The organism is Mycobacterium sp. G7A2 (assembly GCF_041902445.1).
In the GTDB taxonomy this organism is placed as follows: Bacteria; Actinomycetota; Actinomycetes; order Mycobacteriales; family Mycobacteriaceae; genus Mycobacterium.
Window position 1 is genome coordinate 4,858,771 of the sequence record NZ_CP169251.1, and the last position, 19,171, is coordinate 4,877,941.

Consider the following 19,171-nt stretch of genomic DNA (forward strand, 5'->3'; position numbering starts at 1 on the left):
TGCTTACTTACCCGTCTTTCCGACCTTGCGACGGATCTGCTCGCCCTCGTAGCGGATTCCCTTGCCCTTGTAGGGATCGCTCTTGCGCAGGCGGCGGATGTTCGCCGCGATCTGGCCGACCTTCTGCTTGTCGATGCCGGAGATCGAGAACTTGGTGGGCGTCTCGACCGCGAACGTCACGCCCTCCGGAGCGGTGATCAGCACCGGATGGCTGTAGCCCAGCGCGAACTCGAGGTCGCTGCCCTTGGCCACCACGCGGTAGCCGACGCCGAAGATCTCCATCTTCGTGGTGTAGCCCTGAGTCACACCCGTCACCAGGTTGGCGATCAGCGTGCGCGACAGGCCGTGCAGCGAACGGTTGCGTCGCTCGTCGTTGGGCCGGGTGACCACGATCGCGCCATCGTCGTCACGCGAGACCACGATGGGCTCGGCGACGTCGAGCGTCAGGGTGCCCTTGGGACCCTTGACTGCCACGTTCTGGCCGTCGATCGTCACGTCCACCCCGGCCGGAACCGGAACCGGATTCTTTCCAATGCGAGACATGTTCTATCTACCCCTCACCACACGTAGGCGAGGACTTCGCCGCCGACGCCCTCGCGGGCGGCCTGGCGGTCGGTCCTCAGACCGGACGACGTGGAAATGATGGCCACCCCGAGCCCGCCGAGCACGCGCGGCAGGTTGGTGGACTTGGCGTACACCCGAAGGCCGGGCTTGCTGACCCGGCGCAGGCCCGCGATGCTGCGTTCCCGGCTGGGGCCGTACTTCAGCCGCACCACCAGCGCCTTGCCCACGCGGGCGTCCTCGGTGTGGTAGTCGCTGATGTAGCCCTCACTCTTGAGGATTTCGGCGATGTTGGCCTTGATCTTGCTGTGCGGCAAGGTCACTTCGTCGTGGTACGCCGAGTTGGCGTTGCGCAGACGTGTCAAGAAGTCTGCGATCGGATCCGTCATGGTCATGACAGCCGGTTCACCTTTCTCGCGGTGGTTCCTCCGTGATCCGGAGGCCTACCGCAACCTGTTGTCGGTAAGTGGTCTTGGGTAGTGCCGGCTGTCGTTACCAGCTGGACTTCGCCACGCCGGGCAGTTCGCCCGCATGCGCCATGTCGCGGAGGCAGATTCGGCACAGGCCGAACTTGCGGTACACCGCGTGCGGACGGCCGCACTTGTTGCAGCGCGTGTACGCCCGCACCTTGAACTTCGGCTTCTTGTTGGCCTTGTTGACCAGAGCCTTCTTTGCCATGTGCTCAGTTCTCCTTGAACGGGAAGCCGAGCGCCCGCAGCAGCGCACGCCCCTCGTCGTCGTTCGTCGCCGAGGTGACGACGGTGATGTCCATGCCGCGGGGCCGGTCGATCGAGTCCACGTCGATCTCGTGGAACACCGACTGCTCGGTCAGCCCGAAGGTGTAGTTGCCGGTGCCGTCGAACTGCTTGGCGCTCAGGCCGCGGAAGTCACGGATACGCGGCAGCGAGATCGAGATCAGGCGGTCCAGGAACTCCCACATCCGGTCGCCGCGCAGCGTGACGCGGGCGCCGATCGGCATCCCCTCACGAAGCTTGAACTGGGCGATCGACTTGCGGGCCCGGCGGATCTCGGGCTTCTGGCCGGTGATCAGCGCGAGATCGTTGACGGCGCCGTTGATCAGCTTGGCGTCGCGGGCGGCGTCACCGACGCCCATGTTGACGACCACCTTGGTGATGCCGGGAATCTGCATCACGTTGGCGTAGCCGAACTCCTTCTGCAAGGAGTCGCGGATCTCTTCGCGGTAGCGCTGCTTGAGGCGCGGCAGAGCCTTGGTTTCTGTGGTGGTCATGTCAGATGTCCTTGCCGTTGGTCTTGGCGATGCGGACCTTCTTGCCGGTCTCGTCGTCGACGCGGTAGCCGACGCGCGTCGGCTTGCCGTCGGAATCGAGCAGCATCACGTTGGAGACCGCGATCGGCGCCTCCTGGGTGACGATGCCGCCGGAGGACGCGCCACGTTCGGTGCGCGACTCGGGGGTGTGCTTCTTGATCCGGTTGACGCCCTCGACCAGGACCTTCTCGCGGTCGGGGTAGGCCACCAGAACCTTGCCCTTGGCGCCCTTGTCCTTGCCGGAGATGACGAGCACCGTGTCGCCCTTGCGGACCTTCATCTACAACACCTCCGGGGCGAGCGAGACGATCTTCATGAAGCGCTTTTCGCGCAGTTCGCGACCGACGGGCCCGAAGATGCGGGTGCCACGCGGGTCGTTGTCGGGCTTGATGATGACGGCGGCGTTCTCGTCGAACTTGATGTAGCTTCCGTCGGCGCGGCGGCGCTCCTTGACGGTGCGCACCACGACGGCCTTGACGACGTCGCCACGCTTGACGTTGCCGCCGGGGATGGCGTCCTTGACCGTCGCCACGATGACATCACCGATGCCGGCGTAGCGCCGCGACGAGCCACCGAGCACGCGGATGCACAAGATCTCCTTGGCGCCCGTGTTGTCGGCGACCTTCAGCCGCGATTCCTGCTGAATCACTAGATCTCCTCGACCTGGTTACTGTGTGCACGGCAGATACCGACCTGACGTGCGCGGTCTTGTCACTAATTCATGTCACCCCAAGAGGCACGCAGGGTTTTCTCGCATGAAGAGAACCGAGGTCTGCCCGAGGCAACCCCCATATACTAGGTGAGCTCGGGGAATGCTCCAAATCGCCGGTCTCCGGCGGCTGGCGTGAGGATTCGGCCGGCTCGGACGAGGACTCCGCCGAGCAGGCCGGGGCGGGGATGGCGTGCCGTCAGCCGACGGCGGGGGCCTCGCGACGGCGCGACGGCATCGGCATCGGTTCGCGCAGGTGATGGCCGGTGCGGTCCTGGTAGGCCGCGGCGACCGCGAGCACCGTGGACGCGCTGCGACCGGCGATCTGGACCCCGATCGGCATCCCGCCGGCGTCGAATCCGCAGGGCACCGATACCGCCGCCCAGCCACACCAGCTGAACGGACCGCACAGTCTCATCAGGGTGCCGATCACCGCCGCCCGTCCCGCCTGGTCGGGTTCATATGCGCAGTCCCGGATGCGGGGCGCGGTGACCGGGGTGGTCGGCAACACCACCACGTCGACGGCGGCACAGGAAGCCGCCAGACGCCGTGCGAGCTCATCGAGTGCAGCGATCGCCGCGGTCCGCACCGCTGCCGGGATGGTCTCGGCGTGCCGCAGGTACCCCGCCACCTCGGCGGTGTAGCGATCCGTCCGCTGAGGGTAGAAGCCGGCGTCGCGATGGACTTCGAGAAAGTCCGTCAGCACGAACTGTGCGCGCGGCGCGCTCCACGCGTCGAACGGCGGCACCGAAACCGGCCGCACCCGCACACCCGCTTCCGCCATGACGTCGGCCACGGCGGCGACGGCCTCGCCGACTCCGTCCCCGAGCTCACCTGTCTGCGCACCGACGATTCCGGCGGTCAGCCCGCCGACGTCCGACGGCAGCGTGCCTCGTCCTCCGCTGAGCACGGCGTGGAGCAGGGCGAGGTCGTGAGCGTCGCGCCCGATCGGTCCGCAGGTGTCCAGCCGCGGCGAGAAGGCTGCGACTCCCTCGACGGGGATGTCGTCGCGGCCCGGCCGTAGACCCGCCACCCCGCACAACGCCGACGGCACCCGGATCGAACCGCCGGTGTCACTGCCCAACGCGGCCAGGCACTGCCCGGAGGCGACGGCGGCTGCAGAGCCACCGCTCGATCCCCCAGGAATCTTCTCCAGATCCCACGGATTGCGGGTGGGCGGTGTGGTGACGCCATGGGCGAACTCGTGCGTGTGCGTTTTCCCGAAGATGAGCGCCCCTGCCGCGCGTAGCCGCCCGACGGCAGGCGCGTCGGCAGCTGCGGCCACCGGATCGGTGACGTTCGACCCGCACCGGGTGGGCATCCCCGCGACGTCGATGACGTCCTTCACTGCGACCGGCACCCCGTGCAGCGGCCCGCGCAGCCGACCGGCGCGCGCTTCCCGGGTGAGTTCGCGTGCCTGCGCACGCACCGCGGGCTCGTCGACGCCGACGAACGCCCGCACCTGCGGGTCGACTGCGCGCACCCGGTGCAGACACATCTCTGCGAGTGTGTCGGCGGTCAGGCTCCCGTCTCTGATCAGGCGGGCAGCCGCGCGAACCGAGGTGGGCATGTCGCTACCCGCCGGCGTGTCCAGCACGGGGCTGTCCACGGAGCTCACCAGATCACCGCGGCGACAACAACACTCAGTAGCAACCCGGCCACCACCGGTATGAAGAGGCGGCGCGCCAGGGTGACGACGGGGACACCGGTGAAGCCGGCCACCGCGACCAGAGATGACCAGATGATCAACGTGCCGCCTCCGGTCCAGCCCGCGGCGTTCTGCGCGATCGCCGCGAGTGTCGCCGTGGTCTCCGGTCCCGAGGAGTGCGACAACGCCTCCGCCAGCCCACCGGTGAAGGGCAGACCCGTCCACCCCGACCCATCCAGACCGATCAGCATGCCGACGACCAACATCGCCACCATCAGCAGGACCGGGTTGTCGGGGATGTACTGCTGCCCGCTCAAGATCAGATCGAACAGGAACGACGGCGGCTCGACGTCCTCCGGTAGCTGCATGATCCGGCCCGCGAAGTCGGAGATGCCGATCAGCACGAAGCCGGCCACGGGGATCACCACACCCATGGCCCGAAACGCCGCGACCAGGCCGTCGACGAAATGTCCTCCCGCAGCCTCGATCCGGTGTTCCCCTCCGGTGGTCAGCGACACCGCGAGAGTCAGCAGCAGCGCAAGACCGCCGACCAGCGCCGCTCCGTTTCCGCTGTCCACTCCCGGTACCCAGTCGGTGAACTTGCCCATGATCATGACCACCACCAGAAGACCGAAGGCCGCAGGCACCAGTAAGGCGAACAGCCGAGTCCACGGCGGGCGGACCTCGCCAGAATCCTCCTCGAGGTCGTCTGGGCCGTACGCCGCTCCACCCTCACCCGACCCGGGCGAGTCGGCGCCGGCGGGCGCCCGCTTGGCCAGCAGCGCCTCTCCCACCGCGGCAGGCACGCTGGCGTCGCCTCCGTCCGCCGCCACGGTCGCAGGCTCTCGGCGCACCAGGCGGCGGACACGTCCGTTGCCCGGATTCCGGACGTGGAGCACGTAGGTGATCGACACCGCGACCGCCCCCACCACCCAACTCAGGATCAACGCCCGGTTGGCGATCATGTCCGCGGGTACGCCTGCTCCCCCCGCCGACAATTCCGGCGCCACGCCGATCACGTAATCAGAGGCGAGCGCCATGCCCTGGCCTGCGATGGCGATCGCCATCGCCGCCGCCAACGGGGACAGCCCCACCCGAATTGCGGCGGGCAACAAGAACGGAGCAATGAGCGCCAGCGCCGGGGTCGGCCAGAACACCATGGACAACACGTAGGTGACGGCGAAGAGAGCGAAGTAGGAGATCACGTTGTTGCGCATCAGTTTGGCCAACGGTTCCACCATCATTCGCTCAGCGCCGATGGTCTTCATCGCGCCGATCATCGCGATCACCGCCGCAAGGACGAGAAAGATGTTGAGGAACTCGGTGGTGGCCACCGCTGCTGCGCTGAAGACGCTCCCGATTCCGGTGAAGACGCTGCCCGTGTAGACCCACGTGGTCAGCAACGTCGCGAGGATCGCCGGAACGACAACGCTCTTGCGGGCGACCATGAATCCGATCAGTGCCAGCACACCCGCCAGATAGACCCAATGAGCTGCCAGCAATTCCATTCGGCGTCCTCCCGATCACGTGGTGCTCTCACCGATCCGATTGGCTTCAGGCACCAATGGATTCGATGAACCTATGACGACCGTTGTTCACCCGCAAAGGTCATCCTGCTCGACCTCTCCGCCGTGTCCTGTGCATCGTGCACCGATTCTGCTGAAATCGCATCGAGACCAACCACTTCTGCTATGGGGATGTCAGACGACCACTGCGCAGACGAGTTCGATCTCGACCGGCGCGCCGGAGGGCAATGCGCACACCCCGATTGCGCTACGGGCAGGACGACCGACCTCGCCGAGTTCGTCGACCAGCACCGCGGACGCCCCGTCGGCCACTGCCGACAGAGCTGTGAATTCCGCTGTGCACGCGATGAACACCGTCATCTTCAGACACCGTAGTGCGACCCCGCTGGGTATCGCCGCCCGAGCAGCGACCAGTGCGTTGCCTGCCGCCAACCCGGCCGCCACCCGCGCCTGATCCGGGTCGACCCCGTCCCCCACCACACCGGTGAACGCGAGCACGCCGTCGCGCCGCGGCGTCATGCCCGCGGTGTGGACGACACCGTCGTGCAGCACCGCCGGCACGTAGTCGCCCTGCGGACGCGGGACCGGACGCTCAGTCGACACCGAGCGCGACCCCCTCCTGCCGCGGGTCGGCGGCCCCGGAGAGCACACCTCGCTCGTCCAGCGAGATGATCTGGGCACTGCCGCCGGCGTCGAGCGCCCCCTGGGTGACCACTCGGTGCCCCAGGGACGCCAACTCGGATCGGACAGTGTCCGGGACCGTGTCCTCGATTCGCAGTTCCTCGGTCGCGCCGACCACGTCGGCGTCGGAACCGGGGAACACGGTGAAGCGCGGCGCGGACACCGCCTCAGCGGGATCGAGTCCGTGATCGAGCAGGTGCGAGATCAGCTGCATGTTCCATTGCACCTGCCCGTCGCCGCCGGGGGTGTTGCCCGCATGCAACAGCGCGCCGGCGTCGTCGGTGACGACCCAGGCGTTGAGGGTGTGCAACGGCTTGCGCCCCGGCGCCACCTCGTTGGGGTGACCGGGGATCAGGTAGGCACCACGGCCCAACCGGTTGTTGAGAATCACCCCGGTGCCCGGCACGGTGAACTTGGCGCCGAACGTGAAGGCCAGCGAATGGATGAAACTGACCGCACGACCGTCGGAGTCGACGGCCACCGTGGAGGTGGTGTCGCCGATCCCGACATCGACCGGTGTCCGCTGCTCGCAACGGCTCTCCAGGTCGCGGCGCTGGAGGCCGAGGCGTTCGGGTTGCAGCACATAGCGCGCACCGTCGTTGTCGGCGCCGCAGAGCGCCAGGCGGTCGGCGAAGCTCAGCCTGGCCGAGCGCGCCAGCCAGTCGATCGCCTCGGCCGTCATCCACCCGTGGAAGCCGACGACGCCGTCGCACAACGCGGCCTGCTGCAACACCATCCAGCCCGGTGTCGGCAGCGGTGTCTGGTGCACGACCGCCCCGGCGTAGCGCCCGGACACCGCCGGTTCGGCGGCGACGTGCGCGCCCGCGGCCCACTCGGCCCCGCTGAACGGCGCGCCCCCGGCCTGCAATGCGGAGACCGCGCGGTCGGCGAACCCACCGGTGTAGAACCTGCCCGGGTCGCGGGCGAGTTCGCGGATGGTCCGCGCCAACTCGGGCTGCGCCAACCGGGTGCCGACATGCGGCGGGCGTGCCTGCGGGGCGTAGACCGATTTCAGATCGGCGTCGGCGCACACCGCGGTCAGAGCCGTGGTGACGTCGCCGGCGGTTCGCGCCGAACACGGCAGACCGCTCTCGGCGATGCGCGCGGCGGGTTCCCACAACTGCTCCAGCGACCACGTGGCGCCTTCGGTGTGCAGACGTGCCAGCGCCGCAGGTGCGCCGGGTACCGCGACGGCCAGTGCGCCGTCCAGCGGGATCGCGGAAAACCCTCTGTCGGCGTAGAAGTCGGGCGTTCCGCCGTCGGGCCCGTAGCCGGAGCCGTTGACGGTCCAGACCCGGCCGTCGGGCTCCCGCACCACCGCGAACGCGTCCCCGCCGATGCCGCATTGCCCGGGGAGCGTCAGCCAGGTCAACGCCGCCATCGCCAGCGTCGCATCGACGGCGTTGCCACCGTCGGCCAGTACCCGCGCCCCGGCCAGGCTCGCGGCCGGATGACTGCTGCTGACCATGCCACCGGCAGACAAGGCCGGCGGCCGCCGCGTGTCCATCAGGCTCCTCGACGGGCCCGCCGGGTGGGGCCGGCGGGCATCTGACCGGGTTCGACGCCGACGAAGATCTCGCCGTCGCGCTCCTGCACCGGGAACGTCTGGATGGGCTCGGTGGCCGGCGGGCTGATGGGTTCACCGGTCTCGAGGTCGAAAGCGCTTCCGTGACAGGAGCATCCGATGCCGTCGTCACGCAGCTTGCCCGACGACAGCAGGCAGTCCAGATGGGTGCAGTAGTTGGAGGTGGCGTAGGCCTTGCCGTTCAGTCGGGCCACCGCGAACTCGTGCTCACCGGCATAGAACCGCCGCACGATCCCCTCGGGCACCTGACCTGATCGCGCCACACGAACGAATTCCATTGTCATACTCCGTTTTTCTGTAGTGGTCGATCAACTCGCGGAATTGAGGTACACGGTCTTCTCGGTGAGGTAGAACTCCATCATCGAGGGTCCGGCCTGTTCTTTGAACGTCGCGGTGGACGACGCCTTGTAGCCGCCGAAGGGCGCGTTCATCGCCATCCCCGTCGTCGGCTGGTTGACCTTGACCAGACCGGTGCGCGACTCCCGCACGAACGTCTGCGCGACGGCCAGGTCGCCGGTGATGATCGACGCCGAGAGTCCGTATTCGGTGGCGTTGGCCAACTCGATGGCCTCGCGCAGCGATCCGGCCCGCTGGAACGCCAGCAACGGTCCGAACACCTCTTCGGTGACGATCCGCATGCTCGGCGTGGTGTCGGTGAACACGGTCGGCTGCGCGAAGAATCCGCCATCGTGGCCGGGCACGTCGACGGTGGATCCGCCGCAGCGCAGCTGCGCTCCCTCGGCGGTGCCGATCTGCACGTAGCTGACGAACTTCTCGAGCTGCTCGGCGCTGGCCAGGGCACCCATGTCGATGCCGGCCTGCACCCCCGGGCCGACCCGCAACGCTTGCGCGCGGGCGACGACGCGTTCGACGAGCTCGTCGTGCACCGCGTCGGTGGCGATCACGCGGCTGGTCCCGGTGCATGCCTGACCGGACAGTCCGAAGGCGCCCTTGACGATCAGCGCCGCGGCCCGGTCCGGGTCGGCGTCGTCGGCCACCACCACCGGGTTCTTGCCACCCATCTCCAGCTGCACCCGCCGGTGCGGTCCCACCTGCCCGTAGATGGACCGCCCCACGCCCGTCGACCCGGTGAAGGTGACGGCGGCGACCCGGTCGTCGGCGGCCACAGCGGCGCCCGCCGAGCCGTCACCCTGGACCAGCGCGATGGCGCCGGGCGGCAGCCCGCCGGCCAGCAGTGCCTCCACGAGGCGCTGTCCCATCAGGGGGGTCAGCTCGGACGGCTTGAACAGCACCGGGTTTCCGACGGCGAGCGCGGGCCCGAGCTTTCGGGAGGGGATGTTGAGCGGGAAGTTCCACGGTGTGATGGCCCCGACGATGCCCACGGGTTCGCGCACCGTGTACAGCAGCGTGTCACCGCCGACGGGAAAGGTGGTGCCACCGCATCGGGTGGCTTCGGCGGCGTAGAAACGCAGGTTCGCCGGAGTGCGGCTGACCTCCATCGTCGCCTCGGCGACCGTTTTGCCCTCTTCGCGCACCAGTTCGTCGATCAGCTGCGCACTGCCGGCTTCCAGATGAGCGGCAGCGGATTCCAGCACCGCGGCGCGCCGTTCCGGGGAGGTCGCCGCCCAGTCGGGTGCGGCCTTGTCCAGGTGGTCGACCGCTGTCGCGACATCGCGCGGGCCCGACGCCGGGAAGGTGCCGACGACGTCGGTCGGGTCTGCCGGGTTACGGCGGGTGAAGGTCTCCCCCGAGGCGGCGGGCACCCAGGTGCCGCCGATGAAGTTCAGACCGTCGCTCATGCATGCACCTCTTCGTCGTCGTAGACCAGATCCCACAGGTCGGTGTCTTCGTCGCAGAGCGCCGCGGTGTCGACCTCGCGGCCCAGCAGTTCCCGCACCGCCATGATGTCCTCGCCGCGCTCGACGCTGAACGCACCGCAGACCGCCCCGTCCTGCAGGTAGACGCCGGTGAAGTCCATGCCGTCGAGGTCACCCCGGATCAGCGGGTCACCGGATGCGGTACCGACGAACTGGAGGTTGCGGCCGTGCTGGTCGGACCAGAACCACGGCGGCTCATCGGAACCGGTGCCCCGATCGAGGATGGCGTCGGCCACCGCGGTGCCCTGCCTGCTGGCGTTGTCGAAGTGTTCGAGGCGCACATGCGTGCCGGCCCGGGGCGAGTAGCGGCGCGCGACATCGCCGGCGGCGAAGATGTGCGCAATGCTGGTGCGTCCGGCGGCGTCGGTGACGATGCCGTCGTCGAGGTGCAGCCCGGTCGCCGCCGCGGCGGCGATGTTGGGCTCGATGCCGATCCCGACGACGGCCACGTCGGCGTGCACGGTGCTGCCGTCGGCGATGTCGACGACCACGCCGTCAGCGGTGGTGCGCACAGCGTGCAGCGCCGACCCCGTGCGCAGGTCGACACCGCTGTCGCGGTGCAACCGGCACACGGCCTCCCCCATGGCGGTCCCGATGACCCGTGCCAGCGGGAGCGGCGCCGGGTCGACGACCGTGACGTGCACGCCCGCCGCGGTGGCGGTGGCGGCCAGTTCCAGACCGATGAAGCCGGCGCCGACGATGGCCAGCCGCCGCCCCGCCGTGAGCTGGGGCGCCAACCGGGTGGCGTCGTCGAGCGTGCGCAGGTAGTGGATCAGGTCGGGGCGCGGGCCGGGCACGGGCAGCGTGCGTGGGCGGCCACCGGTGGCGAACAGCACCGCGTCCGCCTCGATGTCGGGGCGACCGTCGATCTGCACGGCTCTCGTCGCCGCATCCACCCGGCGCACCTCGACGCCGGTGATGATGTCGATGTCGTTGTCGGCCAACCACTTCGGCGGGAGAATCCACAGTGAGTCGAGACCCTCGGCGCCGCTGAGGAACTCCTTGGACAGCGGCGGCCGCTGGTACGGCGGGTGGGGTTCGTCGCCGAGAAGCACGATGCGCCCGTCGAACCCTCTCCTGCGCAGGTTGCGGGCGGCGACGGCGGCGGCCTGCCCGGCTCCGATGGTGACGACGGTGCGCCGGGTCATGCCCGCGCCTCCTGTTCTGCCTCGGCGGCGGCCCCGGCGCGCTTCGGCGTCGGCTGGACGTAGATGGTGCCGGCGTCGTCGACGCGCACCGGATAGGTCGGCTGGCAGCGGTCCTGGTCGGCTTCGTAGCCGGTCTCCAGGTCGAACTGCCACTGATGGCCTGGGCAGATCACCTTGCCGTGCAACAGCGTGCCCTTGAACAACGATCTGTCCTGGTGCACGCACAGATCGGCGAAGGCGTACACCCGGCCGCCGGCCTGGAACAGAGCGATGGCCACGTCGTCCAGCTCCACCCGCAGTTTGCGGCGTCGGCCCATCTCGTTGACGGTGGCCACGGCCACCCATTCCGCGGTCATCGGACTCCTCGACTCGTGGTGACGCCGGCGTGATCGGTTGCGGCCGGCGCAACCGATCACGCCGAGATCACTCAAACGGCTACTGGCTCGAGCTCTGGCGCGACGTAGGTGTCGTACAGGCCCTTGGTGTAGGAGAACCGCATCTCGGCGCCCCAGCGCACCAACTGGAGGCAGCGCTGCTGCAACTGCGGCGTGTCGGCATGGTCGAGCACGATCTGGTAGCCGCGCTCGCCGTGCACCACATCGGAGGTGATGTGCAGATCGAAGAACTCGATCTCGTCCTCGGTGAACTTGTACACCTCCCGCAGCGGCACGATCTGCTTGGTGTAGATGCTGGGCACCTGGGACTCCAGGCCGACGACCAGCGCCGCGGTCGCCACCACGAAATGCTCGCGCTGCGACACCGCGTAGCACCACGACTGAAGACCGCGGGTGATCGCGTTCATGTTGTTCGGGTCCTCGATGCGTTCCTTGGTGGTACCGCACGCCTCGCCGAACTTGATCAGCAGATCGGTGTGGCGGATGTCGGCCAGTTCCTCCTCGTACATGTTCTGGAGCGTGAAGTCCTTGGCCCCGGTGAACTCGTCGGGGGTGTTGGCGTAGATGTTGGCCAGGTAGTCGGCGAACGGACCGACGTAGTGGAAGTGGTTTTCGGCCCAGCGGGCGAAGTGGTGGCGCTCGAGCCGACCCTCGGCCCACGCCTTGGAGAACGACGCGTTCTTGGCCTCGCGGCCCTTGATGGCGTCTTCGAGTTGCGCGCGGAACTCGTCGCGCCCGAGAAGTTGGGTCATCGGTAGGACTCCTGATCGTCAGTGGGGATGGGTTGGCTGCCGTGGCATGCGATCCACGAAAACCGCTGTTGCAGTGATTGATTCGGTCTCCGCCGCAGTGGTGAGATCACGCATCGTCGCGAATCATCCTCGGCAACAGCGACGTTAGCGAACATGCCGACGTGTTGACCATGGACAACTTCACCGTTGCTCATCGGCATTCGCAGGTCAGAGTGCACAGTCGGTCAGCGCGCGCCGACCGCGGCGGTCATCGACTCGAACTCGGCGAGGATCGCCGCGCCGACCTCCTTGTCCTGGGCGCCGTTGCCGCCACTGATGCCCACGCCGCCGACGATCTGACCGTTGAACACCAGCGGAAAGCCGCCGACGAAGATCGCGAACTTGCCCGGCAGCATGTGGCTGATACCGAACGCCTCGTTACCCGGCAGCGCGGGACCGTTGGGCGGCTCGTTGAACAGATGGGTGGCCCGTTCGTGCCCCGCCGCGGTGAAGGCCTTGGCTATCGAGATGTCCACACCGGTCAACCGTGCGCCGGGAAGCCGGTGCAACGCCACGACGTTGCCACCGTCGTCGCAGATGCACAGCGTCTGCTTGACGCCGATCTCCTCGGCCTTGGCCCGGCCGGCCGCAAGCAACGGGAGGGCATCGTCGAGATTGATCCGATAGATCTGGTGCATGGTGGTTCTCACTCCTGTGGGTTGCGCTGACAGGCATTGCGCCTGTGGAGATGTCTACCAACGGCGCCGCACCCAGTCCCGGGTCAACATGTCCCCGGTTCGGCGCGCATCCGGGTCACACTGCACATAGTGTGTGGAGCGGTTCCCGGTGTATTCGGTGTACAGGCGAATCGGGAGCCCACGAATCAGAGCAGGTGAGACATGGCGCCGGTAGGACATGACGACGATCGACTGACCGTCGCCGGACTGCTCGACGAAGCGTTGATGTCCGGGGCCCGTGTGGTCGCCGGCGGCGACCATCTCGATCGCGAGTTGCACTGGGTGTTACCGCTTTCCGAAGTTCTCTCCCGCCACGACCCGCTCGACGGCGTCGCGGTGTACAGCCGGCCCGAAGCGTTGCTGGGCAACGGCGGCGCCCTGGCCGCCCTGGCCGCGCGCGGTGCGACCACCCTGGTCATCGACGGTGCGGCACCCGTCGACTTTCCCGGCCGGCGGTTGCCGGGGCACCTCGTCGTCATCGAGATGGCCTTCCCGGCGGGTTTCGCCGCACTGAACCGCCTGCTGGCCGAGCGTGCGCTGAGCCGCGAGGTGCACGTCATGCGCTACGCCACGCATGTGCACGCGTCGCTGGCCGGACTGTTCCACCGCGGAGCCGGGCTGCAGCTGCTGATCCGCGAGGTCTCCAATCTGGCGCGCAATCCGGCGCTGGCGCTCGACGCACGCGGAAACCTGGTCGCGCACCACGGCATCGCGCCGGACGTCGCCGAAGCCATCAGCGAGTCGATCCTCGGCATGCTGACCACCGATCTCCCCGCCTCGGCGCGCCGCTCGGCACACCACGACACCCGGGTCGAGACGGTCGACACGCCGGCCGGGACCTGGACGGTGGTGTCCACGGCGATCCGACTGGGCAAATCCTTCGAGGGCTGGGTCCTCGTGCTGGTGCCCAGCGACGAGCCGGGGACGCACGACCTGGCCCGGCACGTGGTGGTCACCGAGCAGGCCACGGCGATCATCGGCTCGGAGATGCTGCGCCAGCACAGCGTCGACGAGGCCGAGGAACGCGCCCGGGGTGACTTCGTCCAGGCGCTCGTGCACGGCCACTTCTCCAGCGAGCACGACATGCGCGCCCGGGCCGAGTACCACGAGATCGACATCGATTCCCGCTTCGGCGTTTTCGTCGCACCCGGTGCGGTACCGCGCGGGGTGGACAATCCGACCGCGTCGATGGTGCGGTTGGCACGGTACGCCGCGGGCGTCGCCCCCGACCCCGCGGTGCGCTCGTATGTCACCGTCATCGGCGACGTCCTGGTGGTCGTGCGTTCCCTGCGCGGCGACGACGAGACCTCGATGCGCCGCGAGATGACCCAGTACGCCGAGGCGATGGCGGCGGAACTGGAGTCCCGTCGTGGCAGTCCGGTCGCCGTGGCCTACGGGCGTCCGGCGCGGGGCGCGGGCGAGGTGTCCGGGGGCTACCGGGAGGCCCGTGTCGCGCTGGGTATCGCGCGTCGACTGAGCCGGACCGGGGCCATCTCGTATCAGCAACTGCGCAGCTTCGCCGTCCTGGCGGACATCACCGACACCGAGCAGAGCCGCGCGCTCGTCCAGGACGTCCTGGGCCCGTTGCGGTCGGCACCTGATCTGGTCGAGACCCTGATCGGCTACCTGTCCCACGGCGGCAACGTCAACGCCACCGCGCGGGCCCTCAACGTCCACCGCAACACCATGCTGGCCAAGCTGGACCGCATGTCACGGGCCCTGGGACTCGACATCCGGGTGCCGGACAACCAGTTCACCGTGTGGCTGGCGGTCCGCATCGACATGCTCGCCGACGTCCATGCGGCCGTGGACCGGGAAGCCCGCTATCGCTGAAGCCGCCTCACGGCGGGTCGGCGCCGCAGAAGGAGGCGAGCAGGCCCAGCCCCGCCATCACCGCGGTCAGCGCGAACACCGCCGGATAGGACGCCAGGTGAAGCGCGATGGCCACCCACGCCGCGCCCATCGCCGAACCACCGAACCTGGCCAGGTTGTACAACCCCAGCCCGGTGCCGTGCGCACCCGCCGGCGAACGGGTCGCGCCCGTCGCGGCCGGCGTCTGGACCAGGGCGATACCCACACCGGCGAGGACCAGGATCACCGTGACGGCGACGAACACGGCGTGCGCGGCACCGAAGCGGCCCGAGACGGCTGCCGCCAGTCCCGCCTGGGCGACGATCAGCAGCACCAGGCCGGTGCGCATCACCCGGCGCGGACCGAGACGATCCAGGTAGCGACCGACCAGCGGCCCCAGCAGGGCCATCGTGGCCGGCACGGTGAGCAACACCAATCCGGCCGCCGAAGCGGACCTGCCCTGGGTGATGAGGTAGAGCGGGATCGCCAGCAACATCGCGCCGAGTGCGAACATCTGCGTGAACGCCGCCACCGAGCTGCGGACGAAGCGCACCTCGGCGACGAGTCGCACGGCGACGAACGGGTTCTCGACCCGTAGGCAGTGCCAGACGAAGAAGCTCAGGACCGCCACCGCGACGCCGAGCAGCGCCAGGACGGCGGCGGTGGTGCCCGGCGCGGGGATGAGGGCGACCCCGAGGATCAACAGGCCGGAGCCGAACGTCAGTGCGCATGCCCCCGTCAGGTCGAACCGCATCCTGGTGCCGGGGTAGGCCGGGATGTGACGCAGCGTGCCGATCAGGCCGGCCAGCGCGACGGGCACCAACGGCACGAACACCCACCGCCACCCCCACGCATCGGCGACGAAGCCGCCCATGGCCGGGCCCGCCGCCTGTCCGATTCCGTTGACCGAAGCCCAGGCACCCACCGCGCGGCCCCGCCTGTCCCCGTCGAACAGCCAGGTGAGCAGGCCCATCACAGCGGGGGCGAACGCGGCGGCGAGCAAACCGCCCAGGCAGCGCCAGACGACCAGCAGCTGCAGCGAGGGGGCAGTGGCCGCGCCGACCGCGCACACCGCGGTGCCGATCAACGCCACGCAGTACACCCGGCGTCGGCCGAACCGATCCCCGATCCAGCCCACCAGCGGCATCGTGGCGGTGAACGTCAGCAGGAAACCGACCACGACGAAGACCCCGCTGCTCAGCGGGGCGTCGAACTCCTCGAGGATGGCCGGCAGCGGGACGTTGACCACGTTGTTGCTGACCGTGCCCACCAACGTGCCGGCGAGCAGCGCCGCCAGCGCCAGCGGCGTGCCGTCGCCCTGCGGCCGGCCGGCGGCGCCCGGGCGCTGAATGTCGGTGTCTGTCATGGTCGCTCGGAGGTCACCATCGATCTGTCGGGGATGCCCGTGCGGGCCTGATATCGCGTCACGCCCACTGTCTCACCGACGGGGCCGGACCGGCAGCCTACGCCGAGGGCATCGTGCACAGCGGGGGCGACCGAATCTGAACAGTGCGCACAGCGAGCCGGAATCGGGCTCTAACACCTGCGAAGTCGCCCCGTGTCGGTTTTCGCCGACATTGTTACCTGCCTGAAACGCGCTGACATCTCACCGACAAGCTCGGAGCATATTGCACATAGGTGGCCACAAACCGGTGTGCACTGTGAGCGTTGACCGTGACGGTCGACACGCCGAGCATTCCACCAACAGACTGCACAGCCCACGAGCAGTTGCGACGAAGGGCCCTGCCTATGCAAGTTCAACTGACTGCCGCGCACTGGATCTATCTGGCCGGCATCGTCGTCATCCTGATCACGATGGCGATGCGCAAGAACATCGTGGTGCCGGCCGTGGCCGCCACGATGCTGACGGCGTGGGCGTTCTCGGGCAGCATCATCACCGGTCTGTCGTCGATCTTCAATGCCAGCCTGGTGGCCGCCCAGGAGTTGTTCAACATCTTCCTGATCATCGCGCTGGTCACCGCGATGCTCGGCGCGCTGCGCGAGATGGGGGCCGATCGGCTGATGGTGACCCCGTTCCGGCGCGTGATGCGCGCGGGCACAAGCAGTTTCCTGATCCTGGCGCTCGTCACCTACGTGATCTCGCTGTTCTTCTGGCCCACACCGGCGGTACCGCTCGTCGGTGCCGTGCTGATCCCGGTGGCGATCCGCGCCGGCCTCACACCGCTGTCGGTGGGCATGGTGATCGCCATCGCCGGACAGGGCATGGCGTTGTCCGCCGACTACATCATCAAGGTCGCCCCCGGCATCTCGGCCACGGCGGCCGGTGTCGACCCCGACAGTGTGGCGGACAAGTCGCTGGTGCTGTCCTTGATCGTGGGCGTGGTGGCACTGCTGGTCACCTACGTCACACAGCGCCGCACGTGGCGCAAGCCGTCGCCGGAGCTGCTCGTCGCTTGGGAGAACAAGGCCGACAAGTTCGGCATGACCGGCGGCGAGAGCGCCGGGAGCGCGGGCAGCGGCGGCGGTGCCGCCGGTGGCGGCCAGGGTGGCCCGACGGGGGCCCGCCCCGCGGACTCGCCGGTCGATTCCGGTGGGCCCGTGACCGAGGCGCGTCCGGCGGCCGCGGCGACGCTGGTGCGCACCGAACCGGTGGCCGATCCGGCGCCGTCTGATCCGCCGAAGACGAACTCGGCCAAGGTATTCGCCGTGCTGGTCCCCACCGCCTACTTCGCCTTCATCGCCTACCTGCTGCTCGGTAAGTTCACCTCCCTGGTGCCGCCGTTGCAGGGCGGTGACGCAGCCGGGATCGTCGGCGGAATCGCGGCGCTGCTCCTGTTCGCCGCGTGCGTGACCAACGACAAGCGCAACTTCCTCGAGAGCTCCTCGGCGCACATCACCGACGGCCTGGTCTTCGCGTTCAAGGCCATGGGGATCGTGTTGCCGATCGCGGGCTTCTTCTTCATCGGCAACGGTGATTTCGCCGGCCGCATCCTGAGCCTGCCCGAGACCGCGACCCCGCCGGCGTTTCTGTTCGACCTGATCAGCGCCGCGCAGTCGCACATCACCCCCAACCCCGTGGTGCTGGCATTCGGCGTGCTGATCGTCGGCATCGTCGCGGGCCTCGACGGCTCCGGATTCAGCGGTCTGCCCCTGACCGGTGCGCTCGCCGGCGCGCTCGGCCCGGCCGGCGGGATGGACCCGTCGACGCTGGCGGCGATCGGCCAGATGGGCAACATCTGGTCGGGCGGTGGGACGCTCGTGGCGTGGTCGTCGTTGATCGCCGTCGCCGGTTTCGCGCGTGTTCCGGTCCTCACGCTGGCGCGTAAGTGTTTCCTGCCGGTGGTGACCGGACTCGTGCTGAGCACGGTGTTCGCGCTGCTGGTGTTCTGAGGCCGACGATGCTCGCTGTACCGGACCGCGACCGTCTCGCCCTGGCGGCGACCATGTCGTTGACCTTCGTCACCGGGGTGGTCGACGCGGTCGGCTTCCTGGCCCTGGACCGGGTGTTCACCGGCAACATGACCGGCAACATCGTGATCCTCGGAATGGGTGTCGCCGGGGCCGACGAGCTGCCGGTGTTGGGCCCGGCGGTCGCGCTCGTCGCGTTCACCGCGGCGGCGTGGGTGGCCGGGCTGGTGCTGCGCAAGCCTCGTTCACTGGACCCGCCGGGCTGGCATCACCGGGTGACGGTGCTGCTCTCGGTCGGCGCACTCGCGCTGACGGTGCTGACCGTCGTCGCGGCGTTCACCGGGTCCGAGGCGGGGCCGCTGCTCAAGGTGGTGCTCGCCGCGACGACGGCAGCGGTGATGGGTCAGCAGGCCGTCGCCGCGCGAGCGGTCGCGGTCGCCGACATGACGACGGTGGTCGTCACGTCGACGCTGGCGTCGCTGGCGGGCGAGACGTGGTCGCGCGGCGGGCGGGGGGCGGTGTTCAACCGCCGACTCGGGGCGATCGTGGCGATCTTCGCCGGCGCCCTGGTGGGCGCCCTGCTGCTGCGGATCCACGTCGCGGTGCCGTTCGGTCTGGCCGCAGCGCTCACGGCGGGCACCGCATGGCTGGGGCACCTGCGGCTGTCGCCGCGCGCGACGCTGTCCGCCACCGGTTGACCCGTCAGTCCAGGGTCACCAGCAGCGCGGTGCGCTCCTCGCGGCCGCGCCGCATCACCCGTTCGACGACGGTGACCACGTGGAACACCAGGCCGTACTTGCGCTTGATCGCGGCCCGCACGCGGCGCACGTCGGCGTCGTCGTCGAGCACCTCCGCGTGGCCACCGACCCGGGGTGCGCCGGCCGGCACGGAACCTGTGCGGCTGCACGGGGCGATCGACACCCTGGGGTCGCGGCGGGCGCGCTTGACCTTCCAGCTGTCCGACGGCGTCCAGAACGCGAGCCGACCGTCCTGCTCCGCCACCCACATCGGTGTCGCGACGGCCTCACCGCTGCGCTTGTACGTCGTCAACGACACGAACTTCTGCGCCCCGAGATCGGCGACCGCGTCAACCATCACACCAAC

21 protein-coding genes are annotated in these 19,171 nt (G+C 68.9%); 3 read left to right on the plus strand and 18 right to left on the minus strand.

Annotation, left to right across the window (positions count from 1 at the left end; translation table 11 throughout):
- Positions 1 to 3: 3 nt before the first annotated feature.
- The 16 genes from rplF to ACEWX3_RS23125 all read right to left on the minus strand — a co-directional run bounded on the left by rplF (position 4) and on the right by ACEWX3_RS23125 (position 12,808).
- Positions 4 to 543 carry a 50S ribosomal protein L6 gene (gene rplF / locus ACEWX3_RS23050; protein WP_207065416.1) on the minus strand — a complete coding sequence of 180 codons (540 nt, stop codon included), beginning with the start codon at positions 541 to 543 and terminating at the stop codon, positions 4 to 6.
- Between the two features lie 14 nt (positions 544 to 557).
- Entirely contained in the window at positions 558 to 956 is a 399-nt protein-coding gene (gene rpsH / locus ACEWX3_RS23055) for a 30S ribosomal protein S8 (RefSeq protein WP_374157790.1), read from the minus strand.
- Between the two features lie 97 nt (positions 957 to 1,053).
- Positions 1,054 to 1,239: a type Z 30S ribosomal protein S14 gene (locus ACEWX3_RS23060; protein ID WP_152515724.1), complete on the minus strand. Its 186-nt coding sequence runs from the start codon at positions 1,237 to 1,239 to the stop codon at positions 1,054 to 1,056.
- Positions 1,240 to 1,243: 4 nt separating this feature from the next.
- The gene (gene rplE, locus ACEWX3_RS23065; RefSeq protein ID WP_152515723.1) at positions 1,244 to 1,810 is read right to left on the minus strand and encodes a 50S ribosomal protein L5; all 567 of its coding nucleotides are present in this window, start codon (positions 1,808 to 1,810) and stop codon (positions 1,244 to 1,246) included.
- 1 nt (position 1,811) lies between these two features.
- A complete protein-coding gene (gene rplX, locus ACEWX3_RS23070; protein WP_152515722.1) occupies positions 1,812 to 2,129 on the minus strand; it encodes a 50S ribosomal protein L24 in 318 nt (105 codons plus the stop codon).
- Positions 2,130 to 2,498 carry a 50S ribosomal protein L14 gene (rplN, locus tag ACEWX3_RS23075; RefSeq protein ID WP_067091049.1) on the minus strand — a complete coding sequence of 123 codons (369 nt, stop codon included), beginning with the start codon at positions 2,496 to 2,498 and terminating at the stop codon, positions 2,130 to 2,132. It abuts the gene before it with no gap.
- Positions 2,499 to 2,757: 259 nt separating this feature from the next.
- A complete protein-coding gene (locus tag ACEWX3_RS23080; RefSeq protein ID WP_374157791.1) occupies positions 2,758 to 4,176 on the minus strand; it encodes an amidase in 1,419 nt (472 codons plus the stop codon).
- Positions 4,173 to 5,714 carry a permease gene (locus ACEWX3_RS23085; protein WP_286182616.1) on the minus strand — a complete coding sequence of 514 codons (1,542 nt, stop codon included), beginning with the start codon at positions 5,712 to 5,714 and terminating at the stop codon, positions 4,173 to 4,175. Before ACEWX3_RS23085 ends, ACEWX3_RS23080 begins: the two co-directional genes overlap by 4 nt.
- Positions 5,715 to 5,906: 192 nt before the next feature.
- Positions 5,907 to 6,335 carry a RidA family protein gene (locus ACEWX3_RS23090; RefSeq protein ID WP_374157792.1) on the minus strand — a complete coding sequence of 143 codons (429 nt, stop codon included), beginning with the start codon at positions 6,333 to 6,335 and terminating at the stop codon, positions 5,907 to 5,909.
- Positions 6,325 to 7,920, minus strand: a complete 1,596-nt coding sequence (locus ACEWX3_RS23095) for a gamma-glutamyltransferase family protein (protein ID WP_374157793.1) — start codon at positions 7,918 to 7,920, stop codon at positions 6,325 to 6,327. The genes ACEWX3_RS23090 and ACEWX3_RS23095 overlap by 11 nt, the downstream gene beginning before the upstream one ends.
- Complete coding sequence (locus ACEWX3_RS23100; RefSeq protein ID WP_152515718.1) at positions 7,920 to 8,276, minus strand: non-heme iron oxygenase ferredoxin subunit; 357 nt, start codon at positions 8,274 to 8,276, stop codon at positions 7,920 to 7,922. Before ACEWX3_RS23100 ends, ACEWX3_RS23095 begins: the two co-directional genes overlap by 1 nt.
- 30 nt (positions 8,277 to 8,306) lie before the next feature.
- Positions 8,307 to 9,758: an aldehyde dehydrogenase family protein gene (locus ACEWX3_RS23105; RefSeq protein WP_374157794.1), complete on the minus strand. Its 1,452-nt coding sequence runs from the start codon at positions 9,756 to 9,758 to the stop codon at positions 8,307 to 8,309.
- Positions 9,755 to 10,984 carry an NAD(P)/FAD-dependent oxidoreductase gene (locus ACEWX3_RS23110; protein WP_374157795.1) on the minus strand — a complete coding sequence of 410 codons (1,230 nt, stop codon included), beginning with the start codon at positions 10,982 to 10,984 and terminating at the stop codon, positions 9,755 to 9,757. Before ACEWX3_RS23110 ends, ACEWX3_RS23105 begins: the two co-directional genes overlap by 4 nt.
- The gene (locus tag ACEWX3_RS23115; RefSeq protein WP_207065422.1) at positions 10,981 to 11,340 is read right to left on the minus strand and encodes a Rieske 2Fe-2S domain-containing protein; all 360 of its coding nucleotides are present in this window, start codon (positions 11,338 to 11,340) and stop codon (positions 10,981 to 10,983) included. The genes ACEWX3_RS23110 and ACEWX3_RS23115 overlap by 4 nt, the downstream gene beginning before the upstream one ends.
- 71 nt (positions 11,341 to 11,411) lie before the next feature.
- On the minus strand, positions 11,412 to 12,131 hold the full coding sequence (locus ACEWX3_RS23120; protein WP_152515714.1) for a TenA family transcriptional regulator: 720 nt from the start codon (positions 12,129 to 12,131) through the stop codon (positions 11,412 to 11,414).
- 224 nt (positions 12,132 to 12,355) lie between these two features.
- Positions 12,356 to 12,808 (minus strand): heme-binding protein, encoded by a 453-nt coding sequence (locus ACEWX3_RS23125; protein WP_374157796.1) that lies wholly within the window; start codon positions 12,806 to 12,808, stop codon positions 12,356 to 12,358.
- Positions 12,809 to 13,009: 201 nt separating this feature from the next.
- Between ACEWX3_RS23125 and ACEWX3_RS23130 the strand changes: the two genes are divergently transcribed.
- The gene (locus tag ACEWX3_RS23130; protein ID WP_374157797.1) at positions 13,010 to 14,680 is read left to right on the plus strand and encodes a PucR family transcriptional regulator; all 1,671 of its coding nucleotides are present in this window, start codon (positions 13,010 to 13,012) and stop codon (positions 14,678 to 14,680) included.
- A 7-nt stretch (positions 14,681 to 14,687) separates the two neighbouring features.
- Here the strand turns inward: ACEWX3_RS23130 and ACEWX3_RS23135 are convergent, their stop codons facing one another.
- Positions 14,688 to 16,064 carry an MFS transporter gene (locus ACEWX3_RS23135; RefSeq protein ID WP_374157798.1) on the minus strand — a complete coding sequence of 459 codons (1,377 nt, stop codon included), beginning with the start codon at positions 16,062 to 16,064 and terminating at the stop codon, positions 14,688 to 14,690.
- A 383-nt stretch (positions 16,065 to 16,447) separates the two neighbouring features.
- Here ACEWX3_RS23135 and ACEWX3_RS23140 point away from each other — a divergent pair, with 383 nt between their 5' ends.
- On the plus strand, positions 16,448 to 18,049 hold the full coding sequence (locus ACEWX3_RS23140; protein WP_207065425.1) for a hypothetical protein: 1,602 nt from the start codon (positions 16,448 to 16,450) through the stop codon (positions 18,047 to 18,049).
- Positions 18,050 to 18,057: 8 nt separating this feature from the next.
- The gene (locus tag ACEWX3_RS23145; RefSeq protein WP_374157799.1) at positions 18,058 to 18,765 is read left to right on the plus strand and encodes a YoaK family protein; all 708 of its coding nucleotides are present in this window, start codon (positions 18,058 to 18,060) and stop codon (positions 18,763 to 18,765) included.
- 4 nt (positions 18,766 to 18,769) lie between these two features.
- Here ACEWX3_RS23145 and ACEWX3_RS23150 read toward each other — a convergent pair whose 3' ends face one another.
- Positions 18,770 to 19,162, minus strand: coding sequence for a PPOX class F420-dependent oxidoreductase (locus ACEWX3_RS23150; RefSeq protein ID WP_207065427.1), 393 nt, complete (start codon positions 19,160 to 19,162; stop codon positions 18,770 to 18,772).
- Positions 19,163 to 19,171 lie beyond the last annotated feature (9 nt).